This window comes from Achromobacter sp. CSND-B12 (assembly GCF_052906545.1).
In genome coordinates this window covers 4020505-4041562 of sequence record NZ_JBREGJ010000001.1, presented here as the reverse complement: position 1 = coordinate 4041562, position 21058 = coordinate 4020505, and the positions used below count along the sequence as shown (strand labels likewise).

General features: G+C 67.8%; 21 protein-coding genes and 1 tRNA gene. 9 read left to right on the top strand and 13 right to left on the bottom strand.

The features are described from left to right. Position 1 precedes the first annotated feature (1 nt). Entirely contained in the window at positions 2 to 643 is a 642-nt protein-coding gene (locus ACUTAG_RS19030) for a DNA-3-methyladenine glycosylase I (protein WP_054496864.1), read from the bottom strand. Positions 644 to 862: 219 nt separating this feature from the next. On the opposite strand from ACUTAG_RS19030, the gene ACUTAG_RS19025 reads away from it, so the two are divergent. Beyond that, entirely contained in the window at positions 863 to 1336 is a 474-nt protein-coding gene (locus ACUTAG_RS19025) for a YkgJ family cysteine cluster protein (protein ID WP_024067768.1), read from the top strand. 42 nt (positions 1337 to 1378) lie between these two features. On the opposite strand, the gene ACUTAG_RS19020 is transcribed toward ACUTAG_RS19025, so the two are convergent. The 3 genes from ACUTAG_RS19020 to ACUTAG_RS19010 all read right to left on the bottom strand — a co-directional run bounded on the left by ACUTAG_RS19020 (position 1379) and on the right by ACUTAG_RS19010 (position 3381). Next, positions 1379 to 2242 (bottom strand): alpha/beta hydrolase, encoded by an 864-nt coding sequence (locus ACUTAG_RS19020; RefSeq protein WP_006388824.1) that lies wholly within the window; start codon positions 2240 to 2242, stop codon positions 1379 to 1381. Continuing rightward, positions 2239 to 2397, bottom strand: coding sequence for a hypothetical protein (locus tag ACUTAG_RS19015; protein WP_020925112.1), 159 nt, complete (start codon positions 2395 to 2397; stop codon positions 2239 to 2241). The genes ACUTAG_RS19020 and ACUTAG_RS19015 overlap by 4 nt, the downstream gene beginning before the upstream one ends. Positions 2398 to 2598: 201 nt before the next feature. Then, a complete protein-coding gene (locus ACUTAG_RS19010) occupies positions 2599 to 3381 on the bottom strand; it encodes a helix-turn-helix transcriptional regulator (RefSeq protein ID WP_006388823.1) in 783 nt (260 codons plus the stop codon). Between the two features lie 107 nt (positions 3382 to 3488). Here ACUTAG_RS19010 and ACUTAG_RS19005 point away from each other — a divergent pair, with 107 nt between their 5' ends. From ACUTAG_RS19005 to ACUTAG_RS18980, 6 genes are all read left to right on the top strand, one after another. Next, positions 3489 to 3929, top strand: coding sequence for a Fur family transcriptional regulator (locus tag ACUTAG_RS19005; RefSeq protein WP_006388822.1), 441 nt, complete (start codon positions 3489 to 3491; stop codon positions 3927 to 3929). Next, positions 3926 to 4345, top strand: a complete 420-nt coding sequence (locus ACUTAG_RS19000) for a hypothetical protein (RefSeq protein ID WP_006388821.1) — start codon at positions 3926 to 3928, stop codon at positions 4343 to 4345. Before ACUTAG_RS19005 ends, ACUTAG_RS19000 begins: the two co-directional genes overlap by 4 nt. Positions 4346 to 4796: 451 nt before the next feature. Further along, positions 4797 to 5708 carry a LysR family transcriptional regulator gene (locus tag ACUTAG_RS18995; RefSeq protein ID WP_006388820.1) on the top strand — a complete coding sequence of 304 codons (912 nt, stop codon included), beginning with the start codon at positions 4797 to 4799 and terminating at the stop codon, positions 5706 to 5708. A 148-nt stretch (positions 5709 to 5856) separates the two neighbouring features. Beyond that, positions 5857 to 7473, top strand: a complete 1617-nt coding sequence (locus tag ACUTAG_RS18990) for a methyl-accepting chemotaxis protein (protein WP_006388819.1) — start codon at positions 5857 to 5859, stop codon at positions 7471 to 7473. A gap of 116 nt (positions 7474 to 7589) precedes the next feature. After that, positions 7590 to 7877, top strand: coding sequence for a hypothetical protein (locus tag ACUTAG_RS18985; protein WP_006388818.1), 288 nt, complete (start codon positions 7590 to 7592; stop codon positions 7875 to 7877). A gap of 101 nt (positions 7878 to 7978) precedes the next feature. Continuing rightward, complete coding sequence (locus ACUTAG_RS18980) at positions 7979 to 8410, top strand: RidA family protein (RefSeq protein WP_446650263.1); 432 nt, start codon at positions 7979 to 7981, stop codon at positions 8408 to 8410. A 10-nt stretch (positions 8411 to 8420) separates the two neighbouring features. On the opposite strand, the gene ACUTAG_RS18975 is transcribed toward ACUTAG_RS18980, so the two are convergent. The 3 genes from ACUTAG_RS18975 to ACUTAG_RS18965 all read right to left on the bottom strand — a co-directional run bounded on the left by ACUTAG_RS18975 (position 8421) and on the right by ACUTAG_RS18965 (position 12407). Next, a complete protein-coding gene (locus tag ACUTAG_RS18975) occupies positions 8421 to 10811 on the bottom strand; it encodes a TonB-dependent siderophore receptor (RefSeq protein ID WP_446650262.1) in 2391 nt (796 codons plus the stop codon). A 103-nt stretch (positions 10812 to 10914) separates the two neighbouring features. After that, positions 10915 to 11904 carry a FecR family protein gene (locus tag ACUTAG_RS18970; RefSeq protein WP_058665251.1) on the bottom strand — a complete coding sequence of 330 codons (990 nt, stop codon included), beginning with the start codon at positions 11902 to 11904 and terminating at the stop codon, positions 10915 to 10917. Further along, positions 11901 to 12407, bottom strand: coding sequence for a sigma-70 family RNA polymerase sigma factor (locus ACUTAG_RS18965; protein WP_006388814.1), 507 nt, complete (start codon positions 12405 to 12407; stop codon positions 11901 to 11903). Before ACUTAG_RS18965 ends, ACUTAG_RS18970 begins: the two co-directional genes overlap by 4 nt. Positions 12408 to 12444: 37 nt before the next feature. On the opposite strand from ACUTAG_RS18965, the gene ACUTAG_RS18960 reads away from it, so the two are divergent. Then, positions 12445 to 12645, top strand: a complete 201-nt coding sequence (locus ACUTAG_RS18960; RefSeq protein WP_187378328.1) for a hypothetical protein — start codon at positions 12445 to 12447, stop codon at positions 12643 to 12645. Here the strand turns inward: ACUTAG_RS18960 and ACUTAG_RS18955 are convergent. The 6 genes from ACUTAG_RS18955 to mnmD form a co-directional block, all read right to left on the bottom strand. Further along, positions 12635 to 12710 (bottom strand) — tRNA-Lys (locus ACUTAG_RS18955). The genes ACUTAG_RS18960 and ACUTAG_RS18955 overlap by 11 nt on opposite strands. Positions 12711 to 12927: 217 nt before the next feature. Then, on the bottom strand, positions 12928 to 13725 hold the full coding sequence (locus ACUTAG_RS18950; protein WP_006388813.1) for a MetQ/NlpA family ABC transporter substrate-binding protein: 798 nt from the start codon (positions 13723 to 13725) through the stop codon (positions 12928 to 12930). 49 nt (positions 13726 to 13774) lie between these two features. Next, positions 13775 to 14428 carry a methionine ABC transporter permease gene (locus ACUTAG_RS18945; RefSeq protein ID WP_006388812.1) on the bottom strand — a complete coding sequence of 218 codons (654 nt, stop codon included), beginning with the start codon at positions 14426 to 14428 and terminating at the stop codon, positions 13775 to 13777. Further along, positions 14385 to 15473, bottom strand: coding sequence for a methionine ABC transporter ATP-binding protein (locus ACUTAG_RS18940; protein WP_054433524.1), 1089 nt, complete (start codon positions 15471 to 15473; stop codon positions 14385 to 14387). Before ACUTAG_RS18940 ends, ACUTAG_RS18945 begins: the two co-directional genes overlap by 44 nt. A gap of 174 nt (positions 15474 to 15647) precedes the next feature. Next, entirely contained in the window at positions 15648 to 17873 is a 2226-nt protein-coding gene (locus ACUTAG_RS18935; protein WP_024067760.1) for a glycoside hydrolase family 31 protein, read from the bottom strand. A gap of 270 nt (positions 17874 to 18143) precedes the next feature. After that, a complete protein-coding gene (mnmD, locus tag ACUTAG_RS18930; protein WP_058665252.1) occupies positions 18144 to 20015 on the bottom strand; it encodes a tRNA (5-methylaminomethyl-2-thiouridine)(34)-methyltransferase MnmD in 1872 nt (623 codons plus the stop codon). Between the two features lie 148 nt (positions 20016 to 20163). On the opposite strand from mnmD, the gene ACUTAG_RS18925 reads away from it, so the two are divergent. Next, a complete protein-coding gene (locus ACUTAG_RS18925) occupies positions 20164 to 21039 on the top strand; it encodes an inositol monophosphatase family protein (RefSeq protein WP_006388807.1) in 876 nt (291 codons plus the stop codon). The last annotated feature ends 19 nt before the right edge of the window (positions 21040 to 21058 follow it).

The window sequence follows — 21058 nt, the reverse complement described above, 5'->3', positions numbered from 1 at the left end:
ATCACGGGCCGGCGGCCCCGCCCTTGTGCGCGGCAGCCTGGGCCGGCCGCCGGAACGCCTTGCGGGCCCGCTCACTCGGAGCGTGGCAATGGCAGTCGGGATGGTGGTCGTTGACCATGCCCACCGACTGCATGAACGCATAGACGGTGGTCGGCCCCACGAACTTCCAGCCCAGCTTCTTGAGCGCCTTGGACAAAGCCTCGGATTGCGCCGAGGTCGATGCGCCGCGCGTGGACGCGGCCCCGGCCGGGGCCTCGAAGCGCCACAGGAACGCCCCCAGCGAGCCCTCGCGCTCGATCATTTCGAGCGCGCGTTGCGCGTTGTTGATGACGGCCTCGATCTTGCCGCGATGGCGCACGATGCCGGCATCGGCCAGCAGCGCCTGGATCTGCGCTTCGCCGAAGCGCGCGACCTTGGCCGGATCGAAGCCGGCAAAGCCGCGGCGGAACGCCTCGCGCTTGCTCAGGATGGTGCGCCAGCTCAGGCCCGACTGGAAGCCTTCTAGGCACAATTGCTCGAACAGGGCGCGGTCGTCGCCTTGCGGGAAGCCCCATTCGGTATCGTGGTACGCCATGTATTCGGCGGATGTGTCGACCCAGCCGCAGCGGGCAAGGCCGTCGGAGAAGTCGGAATTGGCGTTCATGGAAGCGTCCTGGCGGCTGTCGGGTTTCCGATGCTACCGCAGCAACGTCCCCGAAAAAAGTCGTAGCGGCCGCAAGCCGAATCCAGCTACTATTTCCCCACCCTGATCCCGCGCCGGCCGTGTCCGCGCGCCGTCCCGGATCGGCCTGGCGGGCTTGCGGCATGCAAGCCCGTTTTGCGTCCATGCCGGGGCCCGGACGGGGCTTTCGGATCCTCCGCCATGTCCCTGCTCGAGACAGCCGCCCTGACCCTGATGTCGCCCGCCCTGCTGGCCGGCGACAACAACCCCGCCACCAATCCCTGCCTGGACTGCGGCGCCTGTTGCTCGCATTTCCGGGTGTCGTTCTATATCGGCGAACTGGCCGGTGAAAATGGCGGCCAGGTGCCGCTGGATCTGGTCACCCAGATGAGCCCGCTGCGCGCCTGCATGAAAGGCACCGAAATGGGCGGCGGCCGCTGCATCTCGCTGCGCGGCGAACTGGGCCGGCCGGGCATCCATTGCGCCATCTACGAAAACCGCCCGACACCCTGCCGCGAATTCGACATCTGGCAGCCCGACGGCTCGCCCAACCCCGATTGCCAGCGCCTGAGGCTGGCCCTGGGCCTGCCGGCAGTGCCGCCGCGCCCCGATGCCGAAAACGACCCGCAGGGCCCTTCGCATCCCAATCAGCCCGACCAGCCCGCGGCCGCCTGAGCCCCCGCGCAAGGCGTCCCGGCCCTGCGCAGACAAGCGCCGCTAGCGGGCGGCCACCAGCAGGCCTTGCGCCTCGTCCGGCGCGGTTGCGCCGCGGGTTCGCCGCGATTCTGCGGCGCGCCGCCGCACACGCACGATGCCCGGATCCTTGCCCAGGAATGCCAGCACGTTCTGCATCACGCGCTCGCGCTCGTGATCCACGCAGATCATGTGGTAACTGTCCTGCAGCAACACCACCGACGCGCCGGGAATCCGCGCGCCCAGCAGGCGCGCCGAACGCGGGCTGGTCAGCTCGTCCTCGACCGCGTGCATCACCAGCGTCGGGCAGCGCATCTGCTCCAGCCCGCGCTTGACCATGCCGCGCAACCGGTCGACCTGGCGCACGCAGGCCAGCGGCACCCATTGGTAATGGAAGCCGTCGCCCCGCGCGAAGCCGGCCTTGATGAAGGCCCGCACCAGTTCGCTCTTGACGCCGTAGGGGTCTTCTTCCTCGACCCGGATGCGGCGCGGCACCCCCGGCACGTGGTAAAGCAGGTAGCGCAGGCCGCGATACCACGGCGTGCTCCAGCCATCCAGGAACACGGGCGCGGACAGCGACACCAGCGCGCCCCGGGTATGCGATTCGCGTTTGCACAGCTCCACGGCCAGCAGCGCGCCCAGGCACATGCCGATGACGTGCACGACTTCGTACTGCTCGCACAACTCGCGGTAGCGGCGCGTCACCACGTCCATCCAGTCCTCGACCCGCACGTCCAGCAGGTCCTCGGGCCGGCCGGCGTGGCCGGGCAACGTCACGCCATGGGTTTCCACTCCCGCGCGCGCCAGCACCTTGTGCAGCGAGCCCATGTCGAATTCGGTGCCGCCCAGGCCATGGATCAGCAGCGCTCCGGTGCGAGGCGTCGTCACGGCGCGCTCCCGGCCACGGCGTCGAGCTGCCAGGCGTTGCGCGTGGCGGCCAGCAGGCGCGCCAGGACGTGGGCGAAGGCGATAACCGGGGCCGGCGCCGCGGCGCCGCCGGCGCTCCCGGCCGGCGGGAAAGCGAAGATTGGTTGGCAAGTCATGGAACACCCTTGATGCATGGAGGGCGGGACGAGAAGACCTGTCCTACCCTGGCGCCATGGTAGGCAAGGGGCGCGCGGGAAGATCCGCAAATCTGTCGGGAAAAAGTGAAGATGCGTAAAGGCTGGACGGCCACCGCGTCCGGGCGTGGCCGGGGCAACCGGCTCGGCGGCCGGACGCGGCCGGCGGGAAATGCAGGCGGCCTATTCCCGGCCGGCCAGGTAGCGCGTGGGCGTCATGCCAAAAGCGCTGCGGAAACTGCCGATGAAGGCGCTGGTGCTTTCGTAGCCCACAGACAGCGCCGCCTCGGTCACCGACCCGCCGCGGCAGAGCATTTCCAGCGCGCGCAACAGCCGCGCCTGCTGGCGCCATTGGCCCAGCGTGACGCCGGTCTCCTGGCGGAAACGGCGCATCAGGGTGCGCGACGACATGTTCAACCGTTGCGCCCATTCGTCGATGCCGGAGGTGTCGTCGGGCGTGCCCAGCAGGGAATTGGCCAGGTCCTGCAGGCGCGGATCATGCGGCATCGGCAGCAACACCGGCGCGTGCTCGCGTTGCGTGATCTCGGCCAGCAGCACGTCGAACAGCTGCTCCAGGTAGACGTCGGACAGCTCGCCCGACTGGCTGGTGGTGAAGCGCTCGATCAACGCGTCGATCAGCCGCGACGACGGCCAGGAGCGGCAATGATCCGGCAGCCGGGCGCAGGCGTCGGCCCGCACGTACAGGAACGAACCACGCGCCTCGCCGAACCAGCGCGCGGCATGCTGCACCCCGGGTGGAATCCAGCCGAGGCTGCCGGGCAGCACCGTCCAGACCTGGGTGCCGACCTGCACCAGCACCAGACCCGCATGCACGAGCACCAGCATGCCCTCGTTGTGGGAATGGTCGGGCACGGAGATGCCCTTGGACGCCCGGGGGTGCTGGATGCTGAAGGGCGTCAACAAGACATCGGGGATGGCGTGGTGGACCACGACCAGGTCGGACATGGTTGGCAGATTTGAGCTACAGGTTGACGGGTTCCCGTTAGCGGGACTTTTTGAAAATGTACATCATTCTCATCATTCGGGCAGCAGCCCCGGAATGGAGAATCATCATGGACCATACCCGCCTGCGGGTGGCCGGCATCAAAGCCACCTTCCCGCGCCTGAAGATCCTGGACATCTTCCACCAGCACGCGGACCAGCACCTGAGCGCGGCGGACATCTACCGCAGCCTCATCTCGGAACACAGCAGCATCGGCCTGGCCACGGTTTATCGCGTCATCACGCAACTCGAGGACGCCGGACTGCTCAAACGTACTCAGCTCGACTCGCACTCCACCGTGTACGAGTTGAATGACAAGGGACACCACGACCACCTGGTCTGCCGCCATTGCGGCCGGATCCAGGAGTCCAGCGACAGCGCAATGACGCAACTGGTGCGCAAGATCGCCAGGCAAAGCGGCTTCGCGCTGGACTCCTACAGCCTGGTGCTTTACGGCGGCTGCGGCTGCCACAAGGGCGGTCCCGCCCTTTCCATCGGAGAATTCGAATGAACCGCGACCAGTTTTTCTTCCACGACCTATCCCAGTTCCCCATCGTCACCGCCAAGCACGGCAGCGCCCCGGCGGGCTATTCCGCCAGCTGGATCCGCGAGATGGAGATGCTGGTGAACAACCCGCAGACCTTCGTCATGGTGGTGCCCGACATGCGCAACGAAGCCAGCCACGACGATCGCAAGGCCATGATCGAATGGCAGACCAGCAACATGTCGCGGCTGAAGGCGCGCTGCCGCGCCTTCATCGCCGTCGAACGCGACGCCGGCGCGCTGGACAAGATCCGCAAACGCGGCGAGAAAATGGCGCGCGCCTTCGGCATGCCGTTCCTGGCCGTGGCGACGGCCCACGAGGCGGTGCAATGCGCCCGTGAACTGCTGGGCCAGGCCGGCCCCGGCGGCTTCGTGCTGGACTGATCCTCCCTCCGCCACGGTCCACTTTGCAGGCGCGCCCTCCGGCGCGCTTTTTTTCGTCTTCCGCCCGCGCCCGGCCGCAACTCCAGCCACAGCGTCTTATTGCCGAAATTAGAATGCAATATTGATAAATTTGCGATTGTGGCAAAAGGTGTTGCTGGAATAAATTCCACCTCTGGCCCAATCGCCTGTCCCGCAGGCCCCGGGACTGGCATCCCCGCGCACCGGGCTCCCCGGACGGCGCATCCGTCCCGCCGGCCGCGCAACCCGCCATCGCTTCCGTGGTCCGACGCCGTTGGCCGCGGCGTTCACAAGACGCCACGGCGCGCGGCCGCCCCCGACGGGTATCGGTACGCTTTGCTTACCGGTATGCCAGGGGGCCACCGTCTCGCGCGCTGCTTTTACGGTTGCCAGCCGCCCGGACTCGACACTGCGATTTACGGCACTCATATCAATGAAGCGATTCCAATTCGACAGCACCGCGCTTCGTTACTTTCTCGCCGTCGTCGACACAGGATCCGTCAATGGCGCCGCCGCGCGGCTCAATGTCGTCAGTTCGGCGGTCAGCCGCCAGATCGCCGGCCTGGAACAACGCCTGCACAACCAGTTGTTCGAACGCCATCCCAAGGGCATGCGGGTGACCGAAGCCGGCCGCATCCTGGCGGATCATGCGCGCCGGGTGGAAGCCGACGCCGCCCGCACCTATGCGGAGATCGACGGCCAGAACGGCCGCTATACCCAGACCGTGAAAGTCGCCGGCGCTCCCGGCTTTGCCACCTATGCGCTGCCACGCAAATTCGCCGCTTTCCAGGCCGAGCACCCCTCGGTCCGCTTCAACCTGCATATCCTGGACGCCGGCCAGGTCTCCGAGAGCGTCCGCTCGGCACAGGCCGACATTGGCGTCACCTATAGCCACATCGCGGAAAAGGACATTGCCGTCTTCTACGCGCATCCGGCGGAGATCGTCGCCGTGATGCGGCCCGACCACCCGCTGGCCGCCTGCGAATCCCTGCATCTCACCCAGCTGTCCGCGTATCCGCTGGCATTGCCCGACGGAGGCAGCGCCCTGCGCCAGATCCTGGACACGGCCTGCAGCCTGTACAACATCACGCTGTCGGCGGCATTCACCTCCAATCTGCCGGAAGCGGCCTATCACTATGTCCTGACGGGCGACGCGATCACCCTGTGCGCCCGCCTGACGGCCGCCGATCACCTGGCAAGCGGCCGGCTCATCTGCCGCCCGCTCAACGATGCCCTGCTCAACGCCGGCCAGCTGCAGTTCCAGACGCATGCCTCGCGTCCCTTGTCCGATGCCGCGCACCGGTTCCTGCGCTTCATCCGCAACGACACGCACCGGTTTTTCTAGCCGGCCGGCTGGCATTGCCGAAACCAGAATGCCCCGATGAAAAATGATCAATTGTTAAATATGTAATTCAAATTTACAGTCAATCCGGATTTTTCCGACACCGCGCTTTGACGGGTCAGCACCAAGACATACATAGGAGCCTGCGAGCATGCTGAAGAACCTGAAGATACGCACCGGCCTGCTGGCCGTCCTGGCCATCTTCGTCCTGGCGCTGGCGGTCGCCACCGGCATGGGCTGGCTGTATGCGCTCGACGCCGACACGGCGGTGGACGACCTGAACTCAGTCGCCACCGAGCAGACCCGCCCGCTCTATGACACCCAGACGTTGCTGCTGCGCAGCCGGCTGACGCTGGTGGCCGCCTACCTGGACATCGTGTCCGGCAAGGGCAGCCAGGCGCAAGGCAGCATCGACCAGGCCACGCAATACCTGCGCGAGGCGCGCAAGCGCTTCGCCGTCTACCAGCAGGTGCCCAAGAACACCGAGGCCGGCGCCAGGCTTGCCAGCGAACTGGACAGCGTCTTCAACGGCTACGTGCGCAGCATCGAAACCCTGGAGCAGGCGCTGCAGAAGCAGTCGGCGGAAGGCTACGCGGCCGCGGTCGCCGACACGCGCGGCGCCGACGCCCGCTTCGTCGAGCGGGTCAATGGCTTCCTGGAGCACACCGAACGCCGCAGTGCCGCCATCAACACGGCTTCCGACCAGCGTTACGACCGGGCGGAACTGTCCACCATCATCATGTTGGCCCTGGCCGCCGTCCTGGCGCTGGGCTGCTGGCGCTTCATCAGCCGCCAGGTGCTGCAACCGCTGAAAGACGCCGCCCTGCATTTCGACCGCATCGCGTCGGGCGACCTGACCCAGCGCGTCGCGGTGAACTCGGACAACGAAATCGGCGTCCTGTTCACGGCGCTCAAGCGCATGCAGGAGAGCCTGACCCGTACTGTCGCCGAGGTGCGCCGCAGCGTCACCGAAATCAATACCGGCGCCGCCGAGATCGCCTCGGGCAACACCAATCTGTCGTCCCGCACCGAGGAACAGGCCGCCTCGCTGGAGGAAACCGCCGCCTCCATGGAAGAGCTCGCCACCGCGGTCAAGCAGAACACCGAGCATGCGCACCAGGCCAACGGTCTCGCGGCCGAAAGCCGCGGGGTCGCGCTGCGCGGCGGAGTAGCGGTCGGCCAGGTGGTGGAAACCATGGCCCGGATCTCGGAAAGCTCGCGCCGCATCGCCGAGATCGTCTCGGTGATCGACGGCATCGCCTTCCAGACCAATATCCTGGCCTTGAACGCCGCGGTCGAGGCGGCCCGCGCCGGCGAGCAGGGCAAGGGTTTCGCCGTGGTCGCCGGCGAAGTGCGCACGCTGGCCCAGCGCAGCGCCCAGGCCGCCCGGGAAGTGAAAGACCTGATCGAGCAATCCTCCAGCAATGTCGACAACGGCGCGCAGCAAGTGCGCGTGGCGGGCGACACCATGCAGGAAATCGTCGCCTCGGTGCAGCGCGTCACCCACATCATGGCGGAGATCACCGAAGCCTCGACCGAACAGTCCCTCGGCATCGACCAGATCAACCGCGCCGTCACCCAGATGGACGACGTCACCCAGCAGAATGCGGCGCTGGTCGAGGAAGCCGCGGCCGCGGCCGCATCGCTGGAAGAGCAGGCCAAGCGCCTGGCGGCCACCGCGGCGTTCTTCAAGCTGCCGGCCGAGACCGTCATCGACGTGACGCCGCAGGCCATTGCCGCGCCGCTGCGCGCGGCCTACGTCGCCTGAAACACGCCTGGGAAGACGGCGATTTAAGACTTCGCCGGATCGGCCGTTGTCCTGTAGGTCAGGCCCGCCGCAGCCGTTGCCGCGGCGGGCCTCCACCCGACCACGAGCCCCGACGCATGAACCGCGCCCTCGCCTGCCATTTCTGCCTATCGACGCTGGCCCAAGGCGCGCCGCTGCTGGAAAGAAATGGCTCGTCCATCTGCAAATCCTGTGTCGACGCCTTCTCCGCCGAATTCGCCGAGCGGGCCTGGGCCATGGCGTCGTCGCTGGACGAGCAGCTCGACGTACTGCTGATCGAAAGCAAACGGGCGCTGGAACAAAGCGCCACCCTGGCCGAACGCGCGCGCGGCTGCGGCCTGAGCCTGGCCGACCTGTCGGCAATGCCGCCCCGCACCCTGTCCTGATCCTTGGGGCCCGCCGACGATTGCGGGCGATCGCTTGACCTCAACCGCGGTTGAGGTTCGATACTCCGGCTTCGCCAATACGGTTGTTCCCGGAGTTCCGCATGTCGCCCCGCATCACCCCCGCCTTGTCCTCGCTCGCCTTCATCAACCCGCCGGGCCTGTACGACCCCCGCCCCAATGGCTACTCGCATGTGGCCGTGGCCGACACGCCCGCCCGGCTGGTGTTCGCGGCCGGCCAGGGTGGCGAAAACAGCCGGGGCGAACTATCCCCTGACTTCCTCGTCCAGGTGCGCCAGGCGCTGGACAACGTGCAGACCGCCCTGCACGCGGCCGGCGCCACCCTGTTCGATGTGGCCAAGCTGACGGTGCTGGTGGTCGACCACACCCAGGAACGCCTGGCGCTGTTCTCCAACGAGATCAAGTCGCGCTGGGGCATCCACCTGGCGCCCGCCTGCACCCTGATCCCGGTGCCGCGGCTGGCGCTCGACGGCATGCTGGTCGAGATCGAGGCGACGGCGCTGCTGCCGCTCTGATCCCCCTGCCTCAGAAAGTGTATTTGGCGGTCAGCAGGAACGACCGCGGCGCGCCGAAATGGTTGTTGTCCTGGGTGCTGCCGATCGCCTGGTAGTAGTACTTGTCGAAGATGTTGTACACGTTCAGGCGCAGATCCAGGTTGCGGCTCGCCTGGTACGACACGACCGTATCGACAATGCCATAGCCCGCCTGCCGCACGTTGTAGCGCGGCAGGCTGATCGGACTTTGCAGGCGGACCGCGCCGCCCACGCGCCATGCGTTCAGCGCGCCGGGCAGCGTGACCATGGTGGACAGCTTGAACAGGTGGCGCGGCGTCTGCGTGTCATAGCGCGTGCCGGCCGGACCGTTCTCCGAATCCTTGAGGTACGTGGACTGGTTGTAGGTGTAGCCGGCCATGACCTGCCAACCCGGCGTCAAGGTGCCGCCCAGTTCCAGCTCCACCCCCCGGCTCCGCACCTCGCCCGCTTGCGAATAGCACGACTGGGTCGGATTCGCGCAAGTGGACTGCAACTGCGTGATCGGCAGGTTGCGCTGGTTGATCTGGAAAATCGCGGCGCTGGCATTGAGCCTGCCATCGAAGTACTCACCCTTGACCCCGGCCTCCAGATTGGTGCCCGTCACCGGATCCAGCAACGCGCCCGTCGCCGTCTGGTAGTTCTGTGGCTGGAAAATCGAGGTCCAGCTGGCATACACCGAGTGGTGGGCGTCCAGGTCGTAGACCAGCCCGGCGTAGGGCGTGATCTCATTGCTCACCTTGTAGCCGGCCGGATCGACGTAGTCGCCGGACTTCAGCGTCATGCGGTATTCATACGAATCGACCCGCGCCCCCAGCATCAGCGTCAGGGGATCAGCCAGGCTGAGCCGGGTGGTGGCGTACGCGCTGGACAAGCGCTGGTGGCCCTTGCGCGACCACGGGTAGGTGAACGCGGGCTTGGGCACCGCGCTGGAATCCCAGTTCATGGGATCGACGATCACGTTGTAATCCGTGGGCCAGCCGCCCGGGCCGTCATCGTCCTTGTTGCGGCGAAAGCTGCCGCCCAGCACCAGTTCGTGGGTGCGGCCCAGCAGCTGGAACGGACCGCTCAGGTAGCCGTCGATGCTGTGCTGCGTCTTGTCGTAGGCGTATTGGCCCGCGCCCTGGCCGAAGTCCTCGGAATCCTCCAGGGGATAGAGATATGTGCCCAGCATGTCCAGCTTCGAGCGCAGCACGCGGGCCGTCACCCGGCCTTTCCAGCCGTTCGCGAAACCGTGGTCCAGCTCGGCGAACAGGCTGGAGTTCTCCTTGTTCCAGTAGGCCCAGTCGGGGGTCAGGCGGGTCGACCGATTGAAGTCATAGAACGAGCCATCACGCCGCGTCGGCAGGCCGTTCCAGTCGGCGCCCGGGTTGTCCTCGCGGTTGTAGTAGCCGCCCACGCTCAGCGTGGTGTTCGCGCCCAGGTCGGCCTCGATCGTGCCGTAGTACAGCTGCCGCTGATGCTCGTACGCCTTCTTGAAGGTGCGCGAATCCTGGTAGGCGACCACGCCACGCGCGCGCACGCTGCCGCTGGCGTTCAGGGGCCCCGACCCATCGACCTCGCCACGGTAGTTGTCCCAGCTGCCCGCGCTGGTCGTCACCGAGAATTGCGGCGTGGAGGTCGGCCGCTTGCGCACCAGATTGATCGTGCCCGACGGATTGCCCACGCCGGTCATCAGCCCGGAGGCGCCTCGCAGCACCTCCACGTGGTCATACATCGCCAGGGTGGCGACGCCCTGCGTGTCGTAGTCATAGGCCAGCGGCACGCCATCGGCCAGGAAGGAGCTGATCTCGAACCCGCGCGAGAAGAACTGGGTCCGCTCGCCGCCGCCGATCTGGCGCGTGGTCAGGCCCGTGGTATCGCGCGCCACCTCATCCAATGACTGGAAGCCCCGGTCATCCATCTGCTGCCGCGTCACCACGCTGATCGACTGCGGCGTCTCGCGCTGGGACAACTGGAACTTGGTCGCGGTGCTCATCGAACCGATCGTGTACGCGCCGGAGCCCTCGGTGACCGGCCCCAGCGTGGCGCCCTCGACATTCACCGGCGCCAGCGTGGCAACGCCTGTCGCGCTACGCCGCAGCGTCAAAGTGCCGTCCACCGCCGTGGACAGCTCCAGGCCCGAGTCGGCCAGCGCGCGCCCGGCGGCCTGCCGCAGCGTCAGGTCGCCAGTGACCGCCGGCGCCATCTTGCCGGCCACCAATTCGGGCGAATACGAGATCACCGCGCCCGCGGTCCGCGCGATCTGGGTCAGCGCGACGTCGAGCGGGCCGGCCGCGATGCGATACGACCGGACCTCCTGGGCGACTTGCGCCTGGACCGGGACGGCGCTGGCGAAGGCGAGCGCGGCCAGCGCGCGGGAAGCCGGGGACCTGAAGCAGAACATGGAGCACTCCGTGATTGCGTGAAGACGCGTTCCATGTATGTGCAATGGCATCGCCAAAAAAACACCCGGCGCGGAAAATTTTCCATGGCGCGGCAAGCGCGCCTCAGGCCTGCCGCGCAGCGACGTCGATCATCACCAGCCAGGCGCCGAAGCGGCGCAGGGTGATCGGCTGCGTGTGGCGCAGGGCCTCGAGGGCGCGCTCGGTATCGTCCAGCGGGAACAGGCCGGACACCCGCAGGCGGCTGGCGGCGGCGGACACCCGGATCCAGCCGGGGCGATAGCGCGCCAGCGCATCGACCACCCGTTGCAGCGGCTCGTCGTGGACCTCGATCCGCCCTTCCTGCCAGGCGGCCGCATGGGTCTGCGCCGCCTGGACCGGGTCGATCCTGTGCGCGTCGAACCACGCGCCCTCCCCCTCGGCCAGCAGGCGCTGCTGGCCGCCCACGGTGACGATCCCGGCCTGTCCGGTCAGCGCCACGCACTGGCTGCGATCCTCGGCGCATTGCACCAGGACGCTGCCGCTGCGCGGCAGCACCGCGCCTTGCGCGGTCTGGATGCGCAACGGTGGCGCCCCGCCAACCGCGCCGGCGCCGTCGGCCAACTTCAAGACAATGGCGCCCGCCTCCAGTCGCACCCGCCGCCGCCCGCCCGAAAAATCGACGCTGGCCGCGCTGCGCGCGTCCAGTTCCATGACGGCGCCATCGGGCAAGGCCACGGTGCGGCGCTGTCCGGTGGCGGTCAGGTAGTCCGCCGCCACGTGGGTCAGCGGCAGGAACCGGTCCAGGCAGACGGCGCCGCCGACCAGTCCGCCAGCGGTCAGGAGCAGCTTGTTCAGCCGACGCCGCTGGGCCTCCTGCGGCCGCAGCAAGGAGCGCCGCAACGCGCCGGAAGCGCTCAATAGACGGGGATCGATGGCGTGCAGCGCACTGCCAAGCGCGGCCTCCAGGTGCTGCCAGGCCGCCTGGTGCAAAGGGCTGGCGGCCAACCAGGCCTCGAATGCGCGCTGGTCGGCCTCCGTGGCCGCGCCCCCGGACAGACAGAGCCGCCAGGCAATGGCGGCTTCGCGCGCCGCGGCGGCGGAAGTGGCGCTCATGCGTCGAACACCGCGCAGCAGCGCTGCAAGGCCTGGGCGATGTACTTGCGCACCATCGTGGGAGACACATCCAGGCGGCCGGCGATATCGACGTGCGTCATGCCGTCGAGCTGGCTGTAGAGAAACGCCATGCGGGCCTTGGAGGACAAGCCATCGAGCACGGCATCCAGGGCCTGCAATGCCTGCAAGGTCTGGTAGCGGCTCTCCGCCGAGGGTTCCACCAGTTCGGGCTGGATGCGCAGCATGTCGAGCCAGGCCCGCTCCAGTTCACGCCTGCGCCAGAGCCGCCAGGTGATGCGCCGCGCGATCGTGACCAGCATCGCGCGCGGCTCGTGCAACTGGTGCAGCGCCGGCGCCTGCAGCAGCTGGGTGAAGGTCTCGCTGGCGACGTCCTGCGCATCTTCCCGGTTGCGCAGGCCATCGCGCAGGCGCCGCTCGAGCCACGGATGATCGTCTTTGTAGATGCTGGCGAAGCGGGCGTTTCTGGCCAGATGGGAGTCCACGGCGCACAAAATAGGGAAATAGGAATCGTTATTGATTATGACACGATTCCCCCGCCGGGATGCGATGCTGGCCCTGCCAGAAGAAAACCGCGGCAAGGCCTGCGTCGCAAAAAAAAACGCCGCTATGAAAGCGGCGTCTTTTCGATGCGGCAGCGCCAGAGGCAATCTGGCCGCCAGGAACAAAGACCTGAACAACCTCGCAGGCACTTGGCTCCAACAAATTTGGGTGGTGGGCTGAGCGAGACTCGAACTCGCGACCAACGGATTAAAAGTCCGCTGCTCTACCGACTGAGCTATCAGCCCGACCGAAGCCAGAAATTATGGCTGATTTCGCAGACCTTGTCAAAAAATAGAGACGAGGCGCCTCAGTGACGCAACATCCGTTCGCGCCCCGCCCAACGCGCCAGTGCACACGCCCCCTCGGTCGCCCCGGTGGGACCATGAAAAATGGCCGGCCCGCGCGCGCCAACGAAAAACGGCCGCTTGCGCGGCCGTTCTGCATCGGAGAGGCGATCCTGGCTTACCAGGCGGCGACCACCGCGCCCTTGAACTTGGTCTCGATGAACTGCTTCACGGCCGGGCTGTGGTAGATGCTCACCAGCTTGGCGAACTCGGGACGGTCCTTGTCCTTTTCACGCACCACCAGCACGTTGGCGTACGGCGAGTTGGGCGATTCCTGGGCGATGGCGTCGGTGGCCGGGTTCAGGCCCGCTTCCAACGCGAAGTTGGTATTCACGGCGGAGGCGTCGGTGTCGTCCAGCGAACGCGGCAGCTGGGCGGCGTCCAGTTCGATGAAGCGCAGCTTCTTCGGGTTCTCGATGACGTCGATCGGGGTGGCCTTCAGGCCCGCTTCCGGACGCAGCTTGATCAGGCCATTGGCCTGCAGCAGCAACAGGGCGCGGCCGCCGTTGGTCGGGTCGTTCGGCAGCGCGATGCGGGCGCCGTCCTTCAGCTCGGACAGCGACTTGATCTTCTTACTGTAGATGCCGATCGGGAAGATCACGGTCTTGGCGATGCTGACCAGCTTGTAGCCGCGATCGGCGTTGGCGTTGTCCAGGTACGGCTGGTGCTGGTAGCTGTTCAGATCCAGGTCGCCCGAGGCCAGCGCGACGTTCGGCTGCACGTAGTCGGTGAACTCGATCACCTGGATGTTCAAGCCCTGCTTGGCGGCTTCCTGCTTGACCACGTCGAAGATCTGGGCGTGCGGGCCGGCCGTGACGCCGACCTTCAGCGGCTTGTCCTGGGCCAGCGCGGGCTGGGCGAATACGGCGGCGCCGAGGGCGAACGCGGCCAGCGACTTCAAAACCTTGATGCTCATGTTGCGAATATCCCGAATGTCGGAAGGAGGAGAAGAATGTTCGGTGTGCTCAACGGTGCGAGATGCGGCGCACGTAGCGATCGCCCAGGCTCTGGATCAGTTGCACCAGCACGATCAGCACGATGACCACGGCGGCCATCACGTCGGACTGGAAGCGCTGGTAGCCGTAGCGGATCGCCAGGTCGCCGAGGCCACCGCCGCCGATGGCGCCGGCCATGGCCGAGTAGCCGATCAGGCTGACCACGGTGACGATGGTGGCGGCGATCAGGCCGGGCAGCGCCTCGGGCAACAGCACCTTCATGATGATCTGCATCGGCGAGGCGCCCATGGCGCGCGCGGCGGTGATCAGGCCCGGATCGACTTCGCGCATGGCGTTTTCGGCGATGCGCGCCATGAACGGGATCGCGGCCACCGACAGCGGCACGATGGCGGCGGTGGTACCGATCGAGGTCTGCGCCACCAGGCGCGTGAACGGGATGATGGCGACCATCAGGATCACGAACGGCACCGAGCGGGTGGCGTTGATGACCGCGCCCAGCGCGTGGTTGACGGCCTGGTTCTCCAGCATGTTGCCGCGCGCGGTGACGGTCAGGATCACGCCCAGCGGAATGCCGACCAGCACCGCGATGGCGCTGGCCACGCCCACCATCAGCAGGGTGTCAAGCAGCGACGTAATAAGCAGGTCGATCAGTTGCGGACTCATGGGCAATTTCTTCAACGGTGATGTCACGGGCGGTCAACGCGGCGATGGCGTCCTTGACCGCGGCGGGCGCGCCTTGGGCCAGCACGAACATCGTGCCGACGGCCACGCCCTGGATGTCTTCGACGCGCGCCTGCACCAGGCCCACGTCCAGCGAATACTGCGTCGACAGGTCGGACAGGAACGAGCCCGACGCGTCGGTGCCGGTCAGCGACAGGCGCAGCAGGCGCACGGCCTGGCCCGGCTTGGCGGCGGCCAGCGTCTCGATGCGCTGCTTGACGGCAGCCAGCGTGGCGTCGGTCAGGTCCGACGCGGTCGCGGCCGACACCATGGCGCGGGTCACTTCGTGGCGCGGCTGCGCGAACACTTCGCGCGTGCTGCCCATCTCGACCACTTCGCCCTGCGACAGCACGGCCACGCGGTCGCAGACCTCGCGCACCACTTCCATCTGGTGCGTGATCATGACCACGGTGACACCGGTCTTGCGATTGATGTCGCGCAGCAGCGCCAGGATGTTGTGCGTGGTCTCGGGGTCGAGCGCGGAGGTGGCTTCGTCGCTGAGCAGCACGTCCGGATTGTTGGCCAGGGCGCGCGCGATGCCGACACGCTGCTTCTGGCCGCCGCTGATCTGGCTGGGATAACGGTCGCGCAGGTGCTCCAGGCCCACCAGCGCCAAGAGGCGCTCGACGCGGGCCGGGATCTCGCTCTTGGCGACGCCGGCGATTTCCAGCGGCAACGCCACGTTGCCATACACCGTGCGGCGCGACAGCAGGTTGAAGCCCTGGAACACCATGCCGATACGGCGGCGCTGGGCGCGCAACTGCGCCTCGCTCAGCCCGGTCAGGGCCTGGCCGCCGATGGCGATGGAACCTTCGTTCGGGCGCTCCAGCAGGTTGATGCACTGGACCAGCGTGCTTTTACCGGCCCCGCTGGGGCCGATGATGCCGAAGACCTCGCCCTGCTGGATATGCAGGTTGATGCCACGCAGCGCCTGGAACTGGCCGTGCGGTGTGGCGTAGGTCTTGGATAGGTTCTCGATCTGAATCATGGCAAGCGATTTTGTATCTTTTCTCTTCTAAAGAGAACGACCGTTTTTTCCATTTTTAATAACTAACAGTAATATAAAAGACGTCCGCGCAAAGACGTAAAGGGCAGTCGGGAAGGAAAGCCTTCCTGACTGCCCTTTTTTTATCGGCGGCCGGCGCGCCGGCCTCGCCTGGCTTCAGCGAGCGCGCGAGATGCGGACTTCCGCGCCGCGGCGCTTGACCTCCAGCCCCTCGGACGGCGAAATGCGCAGGCCTTCCAGCCCCTTGATGTAGCTGGAGCCCTGCATCTGCATGACGCGGATCTTGTTGCGCATGACTACCGGGTTGTGCACCGGCATGCCGAACATCCAGACTTCGTCCAGGATGCGGGCCGAATTGAATTCGCCGGTATGCTGCGCCGCCGGGCCGAGACAGAGCATGTGCCCTTCGCGCCCGAACACCGGGTATTGTCCCGGCTCGCAGTCGATGGTCCAGGTGGTGCCGCCTTCATAGCGATGGCCGGTGTTCAGGTCCCACCACGCTTCGCCCTTGGGCAGATACACCCGCACCTGCTTGCCCGGCGCGGTGATCGGCGCCACCAGCAAGGCCGGCCCCAGCAGGTATTGCAGGTCCCATTCGTGGGCATGCGGATCATTCGGGAACGACAGCGCCATGGAACGCTGCACCGGCAGGCCGGTGCGCGCGGCATCCTCGATGGCGCCCAGCACGTAGGGCACCAGGCGGTAACGCCACTGCATCCAGGTCTTGACGTGGGCCAGGGTCTCGTCACCGAAGTCCCACGGCAGCAGGCCGGCCACGCCCTGGAACGAGAAATTCGCCGAGAACACGCCGGCGGTCAGCCAGCGCAGGTACAACTCGGGCGTCATGTCGGCGGTGCCGCGCCCGCCCGTGCCGATGCCGTGCACCTGGACCGGCAGGCCCGAGGCGCCGATCGACAGCGCGGTACGCAGGGTGTGGCGCAGGCCTTCCCAGGTGTTGTCGACCTGCGGCCCCACCTGCCACGGCAGGCGCTGCGCGGCCGGGAACAGGTCGGTGCTGGGCACCACGCCTTCGGGCGGCACCTTCAGGCCGGCGACGGCGTCGAACAGCGCGCGGCGCACCAGCAGCGGATACATGCTGCGCAGCGCCGGGCCGGTCTCGCCATTGCGGGCGGATACGCCGTCGGGGATGGCGATCTGGGCGTCGCAGGCCGGCGCGTCCAGGCCGTCCTCGACCAGTTGGCGATGGCGCTCGACCCACAGGTTGTAGATGTCGCGATAGGTCAGGTCCAGCAGGCCATAGGGCTGGCCCGAGGTGGCGGCATTGCCGTCGAACACCTGTGCCGAACCGTCTTCGCGCGTCAGCAGCCAGCCACGGTCCTCGAGTTCCTCGAACAGCGGACTGGTCTTGATGACACCCGGGAAACCCGAGGCCGCCACGTGCACGTTGTGCTTGTGGAACAGCGCCAGCATCTGCTTGGCGTCGGGGAAGCGCTGGGCGTCCCATTCGAACACGGTCTTGTCGGCCTGGAAGCCCCAGGCCGCCGGCTGCGCCAGCGTCACGGCGTCGACCGGGATCTGGTTCTCGCGCATGCGGCCCAGCAGCGCCACGGTCTGCGTCGGCATTTCGCCGCTGGCCTGCTGCAGCCAGGCGCCCATGGCCCACAGCACCGGCTGGCCGGCGCGGCCGGTCAGCGCGGTGTACTGGTTCAGGATTTCGGCGGGTTCGCCGGCGAACAGGAACACGTCCAGCACCACGTCGTCGACACTGACGACATAGGCAGAATCGGCCGGCGCCACGCCGACCGAGTGTTCGACCCGGCGCATCGTGTTGACGTACAGGCCCCAGCCGCGCGGACTCCATGCCAGCGGCAGGGCGCGATGCTCGGGGTCGTCGGACACGACGGATTCTTCGCGGCGATTCAGGTCGCCCGGGGTTTCGCCCAGGCCGTAGACGCGTTCGTCCGGCAGCAGGGTGAAACCGGCGGTCCAGGCTGCGGCGTCGGCCTGGTCCAGCGCGTTGTGCCCGAATGCGGGCGTATGCGCGGAAACCTCGGACTCGAACACCCGCTCTTCGTTGCGGTAGAGCGCGAAGCGGACGGGATTGGATTGGATTTCCAGGGCCACGTCGCCCTGGGTGATGCGCCAACCGTCGCCGCCGTCGCGCGGGGCGATGGCGGCCTCGCCCACCGCCTCCTGGCGCGCGAGCAACATCTCGGCCACGGCGCGCGCGCGCGCGCCGGGTTTGTCATCGGTAAGGTGGTTCGCCTCGCCGCAGCGCAGGCGGAACACACCAGGCGCATGCGCCTCGACTACCAGGTGCAACCCATCGCCCGCGTCGAAATCGATGCGACTGGGGCGGGACGTCAGCAGCTCGATGTTGTCGAGCTGGGTAGTATGGGCAAAGTCGAACTTGGGCGGCACAGAGCATCCCCCGGCTTAAGCCAAAAACCATCAAAAGACGCTATTTTGACGGATTTGAGCTTTGAAATAAACTCGGTCCCTCTTTTGGACGGCGATATCATCCAAAAAAGGGGTCACAAAGCCCCGGCGGGCCGGCATCCAGAGCGTTGCCGACGCGCCGCCGAAACGCCTGGTTTGTCCGCAACGCGAACCCATTTGGCGCCAAATCCTGGCATTTGCCACAATTCTACGCTAGCGGACGCAGCGCCCCGCGCCAGCCCGAAGTTTTTTTCAGCGGGGCGCGATCAGGCCAGCCAGATCCGTTTCAAGAGGTGACGGCTCGCCGCAGAGGCGGGCCGCGATCAGGTCGCCCATCAGCGCCGACCACGACAGGCCGCGCGAGGCATAGCCGACGGCCAGCCACAGGCCTGGCGCATGCGGCAATTCGCCCACCGCCGGCAGGCGCCCCGGCAACACCGCGCGCCACCCCGCCCAGCCCGGCAGGCTGCCCGGCGCCAGGGCATGGAAGGCGGCAAAACCTTCGCCCAGCAGGCCGGCCGCCTTATCCAAGGTAACGCGCTGGCCCTCGGCGCCGATGCGCGCCTCGCTGGCGCCATGCACGTAGGTGCTGCCCGCCACACAGCCGCGACCGGTGTCCGGCAGCAGATAGCCTTCGCCTCCCACCACGCAACGCGGGCCGCCGCCCAGCGCGGCCGCCGGCACCAGCGTGACTTCACCCGCCAGCGCATGCATCTGCGCCACCCGCGGCAAGGGCGCCAGCAGATTGCTGGCGGCCAGCACCTGTTGCGCGCCAAAAGCGTTGGCGAGGATCACATGATCGGCCCGCGCCAGCGTCGCCCCCGCCGCATCCAGCGCGCGCCAGCCGTCGGCGCCGCGCTCCACCCGGGCCACACTGCCCGGCACCGCCCGCACGCCCGGCGTTGCCAGCAAGGCCGGAATCAATTCGCTGGGCTGCACCAACATGCCCTGCCCAAAAAAAACGCCGCCGCGCGCCAGCGGCAGGCCCGCCAGCGCACTGGCTTCGTCGCGGCTCACCGCGCGCGCCCAGTCGGCGGGGAAGGCCAGGGTTGCCAAGGTGTCCGCCAGTGCCGCCGCGCGGCCCGCATCACGCTCGAGCTGGACCGTGCCGCAGACCCGCGGCGCCGCGCCACCCGGCAGGCCGGCCCAACGCGCCAGGGCGCGGCCGCTGCCGGCGCGCGACAATCGCGCCCGGGCATTGTCGTCACGCGCCAGCACCGGCGTCAGCGCCGCCGCCACATGGCCGGCATGGGCCGGCACGCCCCGCGCCAAGCCGGCGTCCAGCACGGTCACGCCCCAGCCGCGCAGGGCCAGCGCTTGCGCGATGCCCGCGCCGGCCAATCCGCCGCCCACCACCAGCGCATGCCGGGCGTTTTCGCCGACCGCGGCCGGCGCGGCGTCCGCGCCCGCAGTCGCCGTGCCCGCCGTCATGTGCCATTTGCCGCCGTAGCCCGGCGCGCGCCGCACCGCGAAACCCGCCTCCTGCAAGGCCCGCCGCAGCTCTCCAGTGCAGGCCCAGGTGGCGACCGTGGCGTCCGGCGCAGCCAGCCGCGCCAGGTCTTTGAGCAAGGGCGCTTCCCACATGCGCGGGTTGCGCTCGGGCGCAAAGCCGTCCAGGAAATACGCGTCCACGCGCGCTGACAGCCGCGGCGCCAGCGCCTGCGCGTCGCCGAACCCGAGCGTCAGCGTCACCGCGCCCCCCTCGAATTCGAGCCGGTGCAGCCCGGGCAGCAAGGGCGGCCATTGCGCCGCCAGCTGCGCCGCCAGCGGCGCCAGGGCCTCGGGCGCATGCCGCGCCAGCAGGGCTGCCAGGTCTTCACCGCCGAAAGGATGCGCCTCCAGCGATACGACGTGCAGGCGACGCGCGCGTTGCGGGTCGTCGCGCCACGCGCGCCACAGCGCCAGGAAGTTCAGGCCCAGGCCAAAGCCGGTTTCGCACACCGTGAACGCATCGCGCCCGCGCCATCGCTCCGGCAGGCCGTTACCGCGCAGGAATACATGCTCGGCCTGCCCCAGGGCGCCGGACGGCGAATGGTAGACATCGCCATACGCGGGACTGTAGAGCCGGCCCTGCTCGTCGAATCCGGCAACGGCGGGGGTCAGGGGCACATAGGACGAAGACATGGGACGGCGGCTCAAGTAAAAATCGGGAATATCGGCAAGGCGGGATTATCGGACGACGCGGCCGCGTGCGTTGGATGCACACCACGCGCGGCGCGGCTTTTGCCCCGCCGCAACGGTCCTGACGCATACCTGGGCTTACACTGGTTTCATGGAAACCTACGACACGCCCCGCTCGCTGACCTCGCCCATCGACCTGTGCGCGGCACTGGACGCCGCGGTCACAGCGGCCCATGCCGGCGCGGCCATCCTGCAATCCTACGCGCATCACCGCGCCGACCTCGTGATCGATCGCAAGGCGCGCAACGATCTCGTCTCGCAAGCCGATCGCGAGGCCGAGGCGGCCATCATCGACGAACTGCGGGCCCGCACGCCCCGGTTCGGCATCGTCGCCGAGGAAACCGGCGGCCAGGCGCAGGGCGCCGCCACCTGGTACATCGACCCGCTCGACGGCACCACCAACTTCCTGCACGACATTCCCCACTACGCGGTCTCGATTGCCCTGATCGCGCACGCCGGCACCGCCATCTCGGCCAATGAACGCCTGGCGCAGGACATGCCGGTGGCCGGCGTGGTCTACGATCCCAGCCGCGAGGAACTCTTCACCGCGGTGTATGGCCTGGGCGCCTGGCTCAATGGCCGCCGCATCAGCTGCTCGCGCACCCGCACGATCGAAGACTCGGTGCTGGCCACGGGCTTCCCTTTCCGCGATTTCTCCTTCGCCAGCCAGTACATGCCCATGCTGCACGACGCCATCAACCGCGCCCGCGGCGTGCGGCGCATGGGCGCGGCGGCGCTCGACCTGGCCTGGACCGCCTGCGGCCGCTACGACGGCTATTGGGAAATGGGCCTGGCGCCGTGGGACGTGGCCGCCGGCACCCTGATCGTGCGCGAGGCGGGCGGCGCCTGCAGCGATATGCACCAGCGGGATTCCTGGCCCATCGGCGGACGCGTCGTGGCCGGCAACCCTGACATCGAACGCGCCCTGCACGCGATGATCGCCCCGCACCTGGACCAGCCGGACTGACGCCCGGCAGCCCACAGGG

Bases quoted from the DNA above. Each gene is read 5' to 3' on its own strand.
- ACUTAG_RS19030 (WP_054496864.1), bottom strand. From the start codon at position 643: ATGAACGCCAATTCCGACTTCTCCGACGGCCTTGCCCGCTGCGGCTGG.
- ACUTAG_RS19025 (WP_024067768.1), top strand. From the start codon at position 863: ATGTCCCTGCTCGAGACAGCCGCCCTGACCCTGATGTCGCCCGCCCTG.
- ACUTAG_RS19015 (WP_020925112.1), bottom strand. From the start codon at position 2,397: ATGACTTGCCAACCAATCTTCGCTTTCCCGCCGGCCGGGAGCGCCGGC.
- ACUTAG_RS19010 (WP_006388823.1), bottom strand. From the start codon at position 3,381: ATGTCCGACCTGGTCGTGGTCCACCACGCCATCCCCGATGTCTTGTTG.
- ACUTAG_RS19005 (WP_006388822.1), top strand. From the start codon at position 3,489: ATGGACCATACCCGCCTGCGGGTGGCCGGCATCAAAGCCACCTTCCCG.
- ACUTAG_RS19000 (WP_006388821.1), top strand. From the start codon at position 3,926: ATGAACCGCGACCAGTTTTTCTTCCACGACCTATCCCAGTTCCCCATC.
- ACUTAG_RS18995 (WP_006388820.1), top strand. From the start codon at position 4,797: ATGAAGCGATTCCAATTCGACAGCACCGCGCTTCGTTACTTTCTCGCC.
- ACUTAG_RS18990 (WP_006388819.1), top strand. From the start codon at position 5,857: ATGCTGAAGAACCTGAAGATACGCACCGGCCTGCTGGCCGTCCTGGCC.
- ACUTAG_RS18985 (WP_006388818.1), top strand. From the start codon at position 7,590: ATGAACCGCGCCCTCGCCTGCCATTTCTGCCTATCGACGCTGGCCCAA.
- ACUTAG_RS18980 (WP_446650263.1), top strand. From the start codon at position 7,979: ATGTCGCCCCGCATCACCCCCGCCTTGTCCTCGCTCGCCTTCATCAAC.
- ACUTAG_RS18975 (WP_446650262.1), bottom strand. From the start codon at position 10,811: ATGTTCTGCTTCAGGTCCCCGGCTTCCCGCGCGCTGGCCGCGCTCGCC.
- ACUTAG_RS18970 (WP_058665251.1), bottom strand. From the start codon at position 11,904: ATGAGCGCCACTTCCGCCGCCGCGGCGCGCGAAGCCGCCATTGCCTGG.
- ACUTAG_RS18960 (WP_187378328.1), top strand. From the start codon at position 12,445: ATGACACGATTCCCCCGCCGGGATGCGATGCTGGCCCTGCCAGAAGAA.
- ACUTAG_RS18950 (WP_006388813.1), bottom strand. From the start codon at position 13,725: ATGAGCATCAAGGTTTTGAAGTCGCTGGCCGCGTTCGCCCTCGGCGCC.
- ACUTAG_RS18945 (WP_006388812.1), bottom strand. From the start codon at position 14,428: ATGAGTCCGCAACTGATCGACCTGCTTATTACGTCGCTGCTTGACACC.
- ACUTAG_RS18940 (WP_054433524.1), bottom strand. From the start codon at position 15,473: ATGATTCAGATCGAGAACCTATCCAAGACCTACGCCACACCGCACGGC.
- mnmD (WP_058665252.1), bottom strand. From the start codon at position 20,015: ATGTCTTCGTCCTATGTGCCCCTGACCCCCGCCGTTGCCGGATTCGAC.
- ACUTAG_RS18925 (WP_006388807.1), top strand. From the start codon at position 20,164: ATGGAAACCTACGACACGCCCCGCTCGCTGACCTCGCCCATCGACCTG.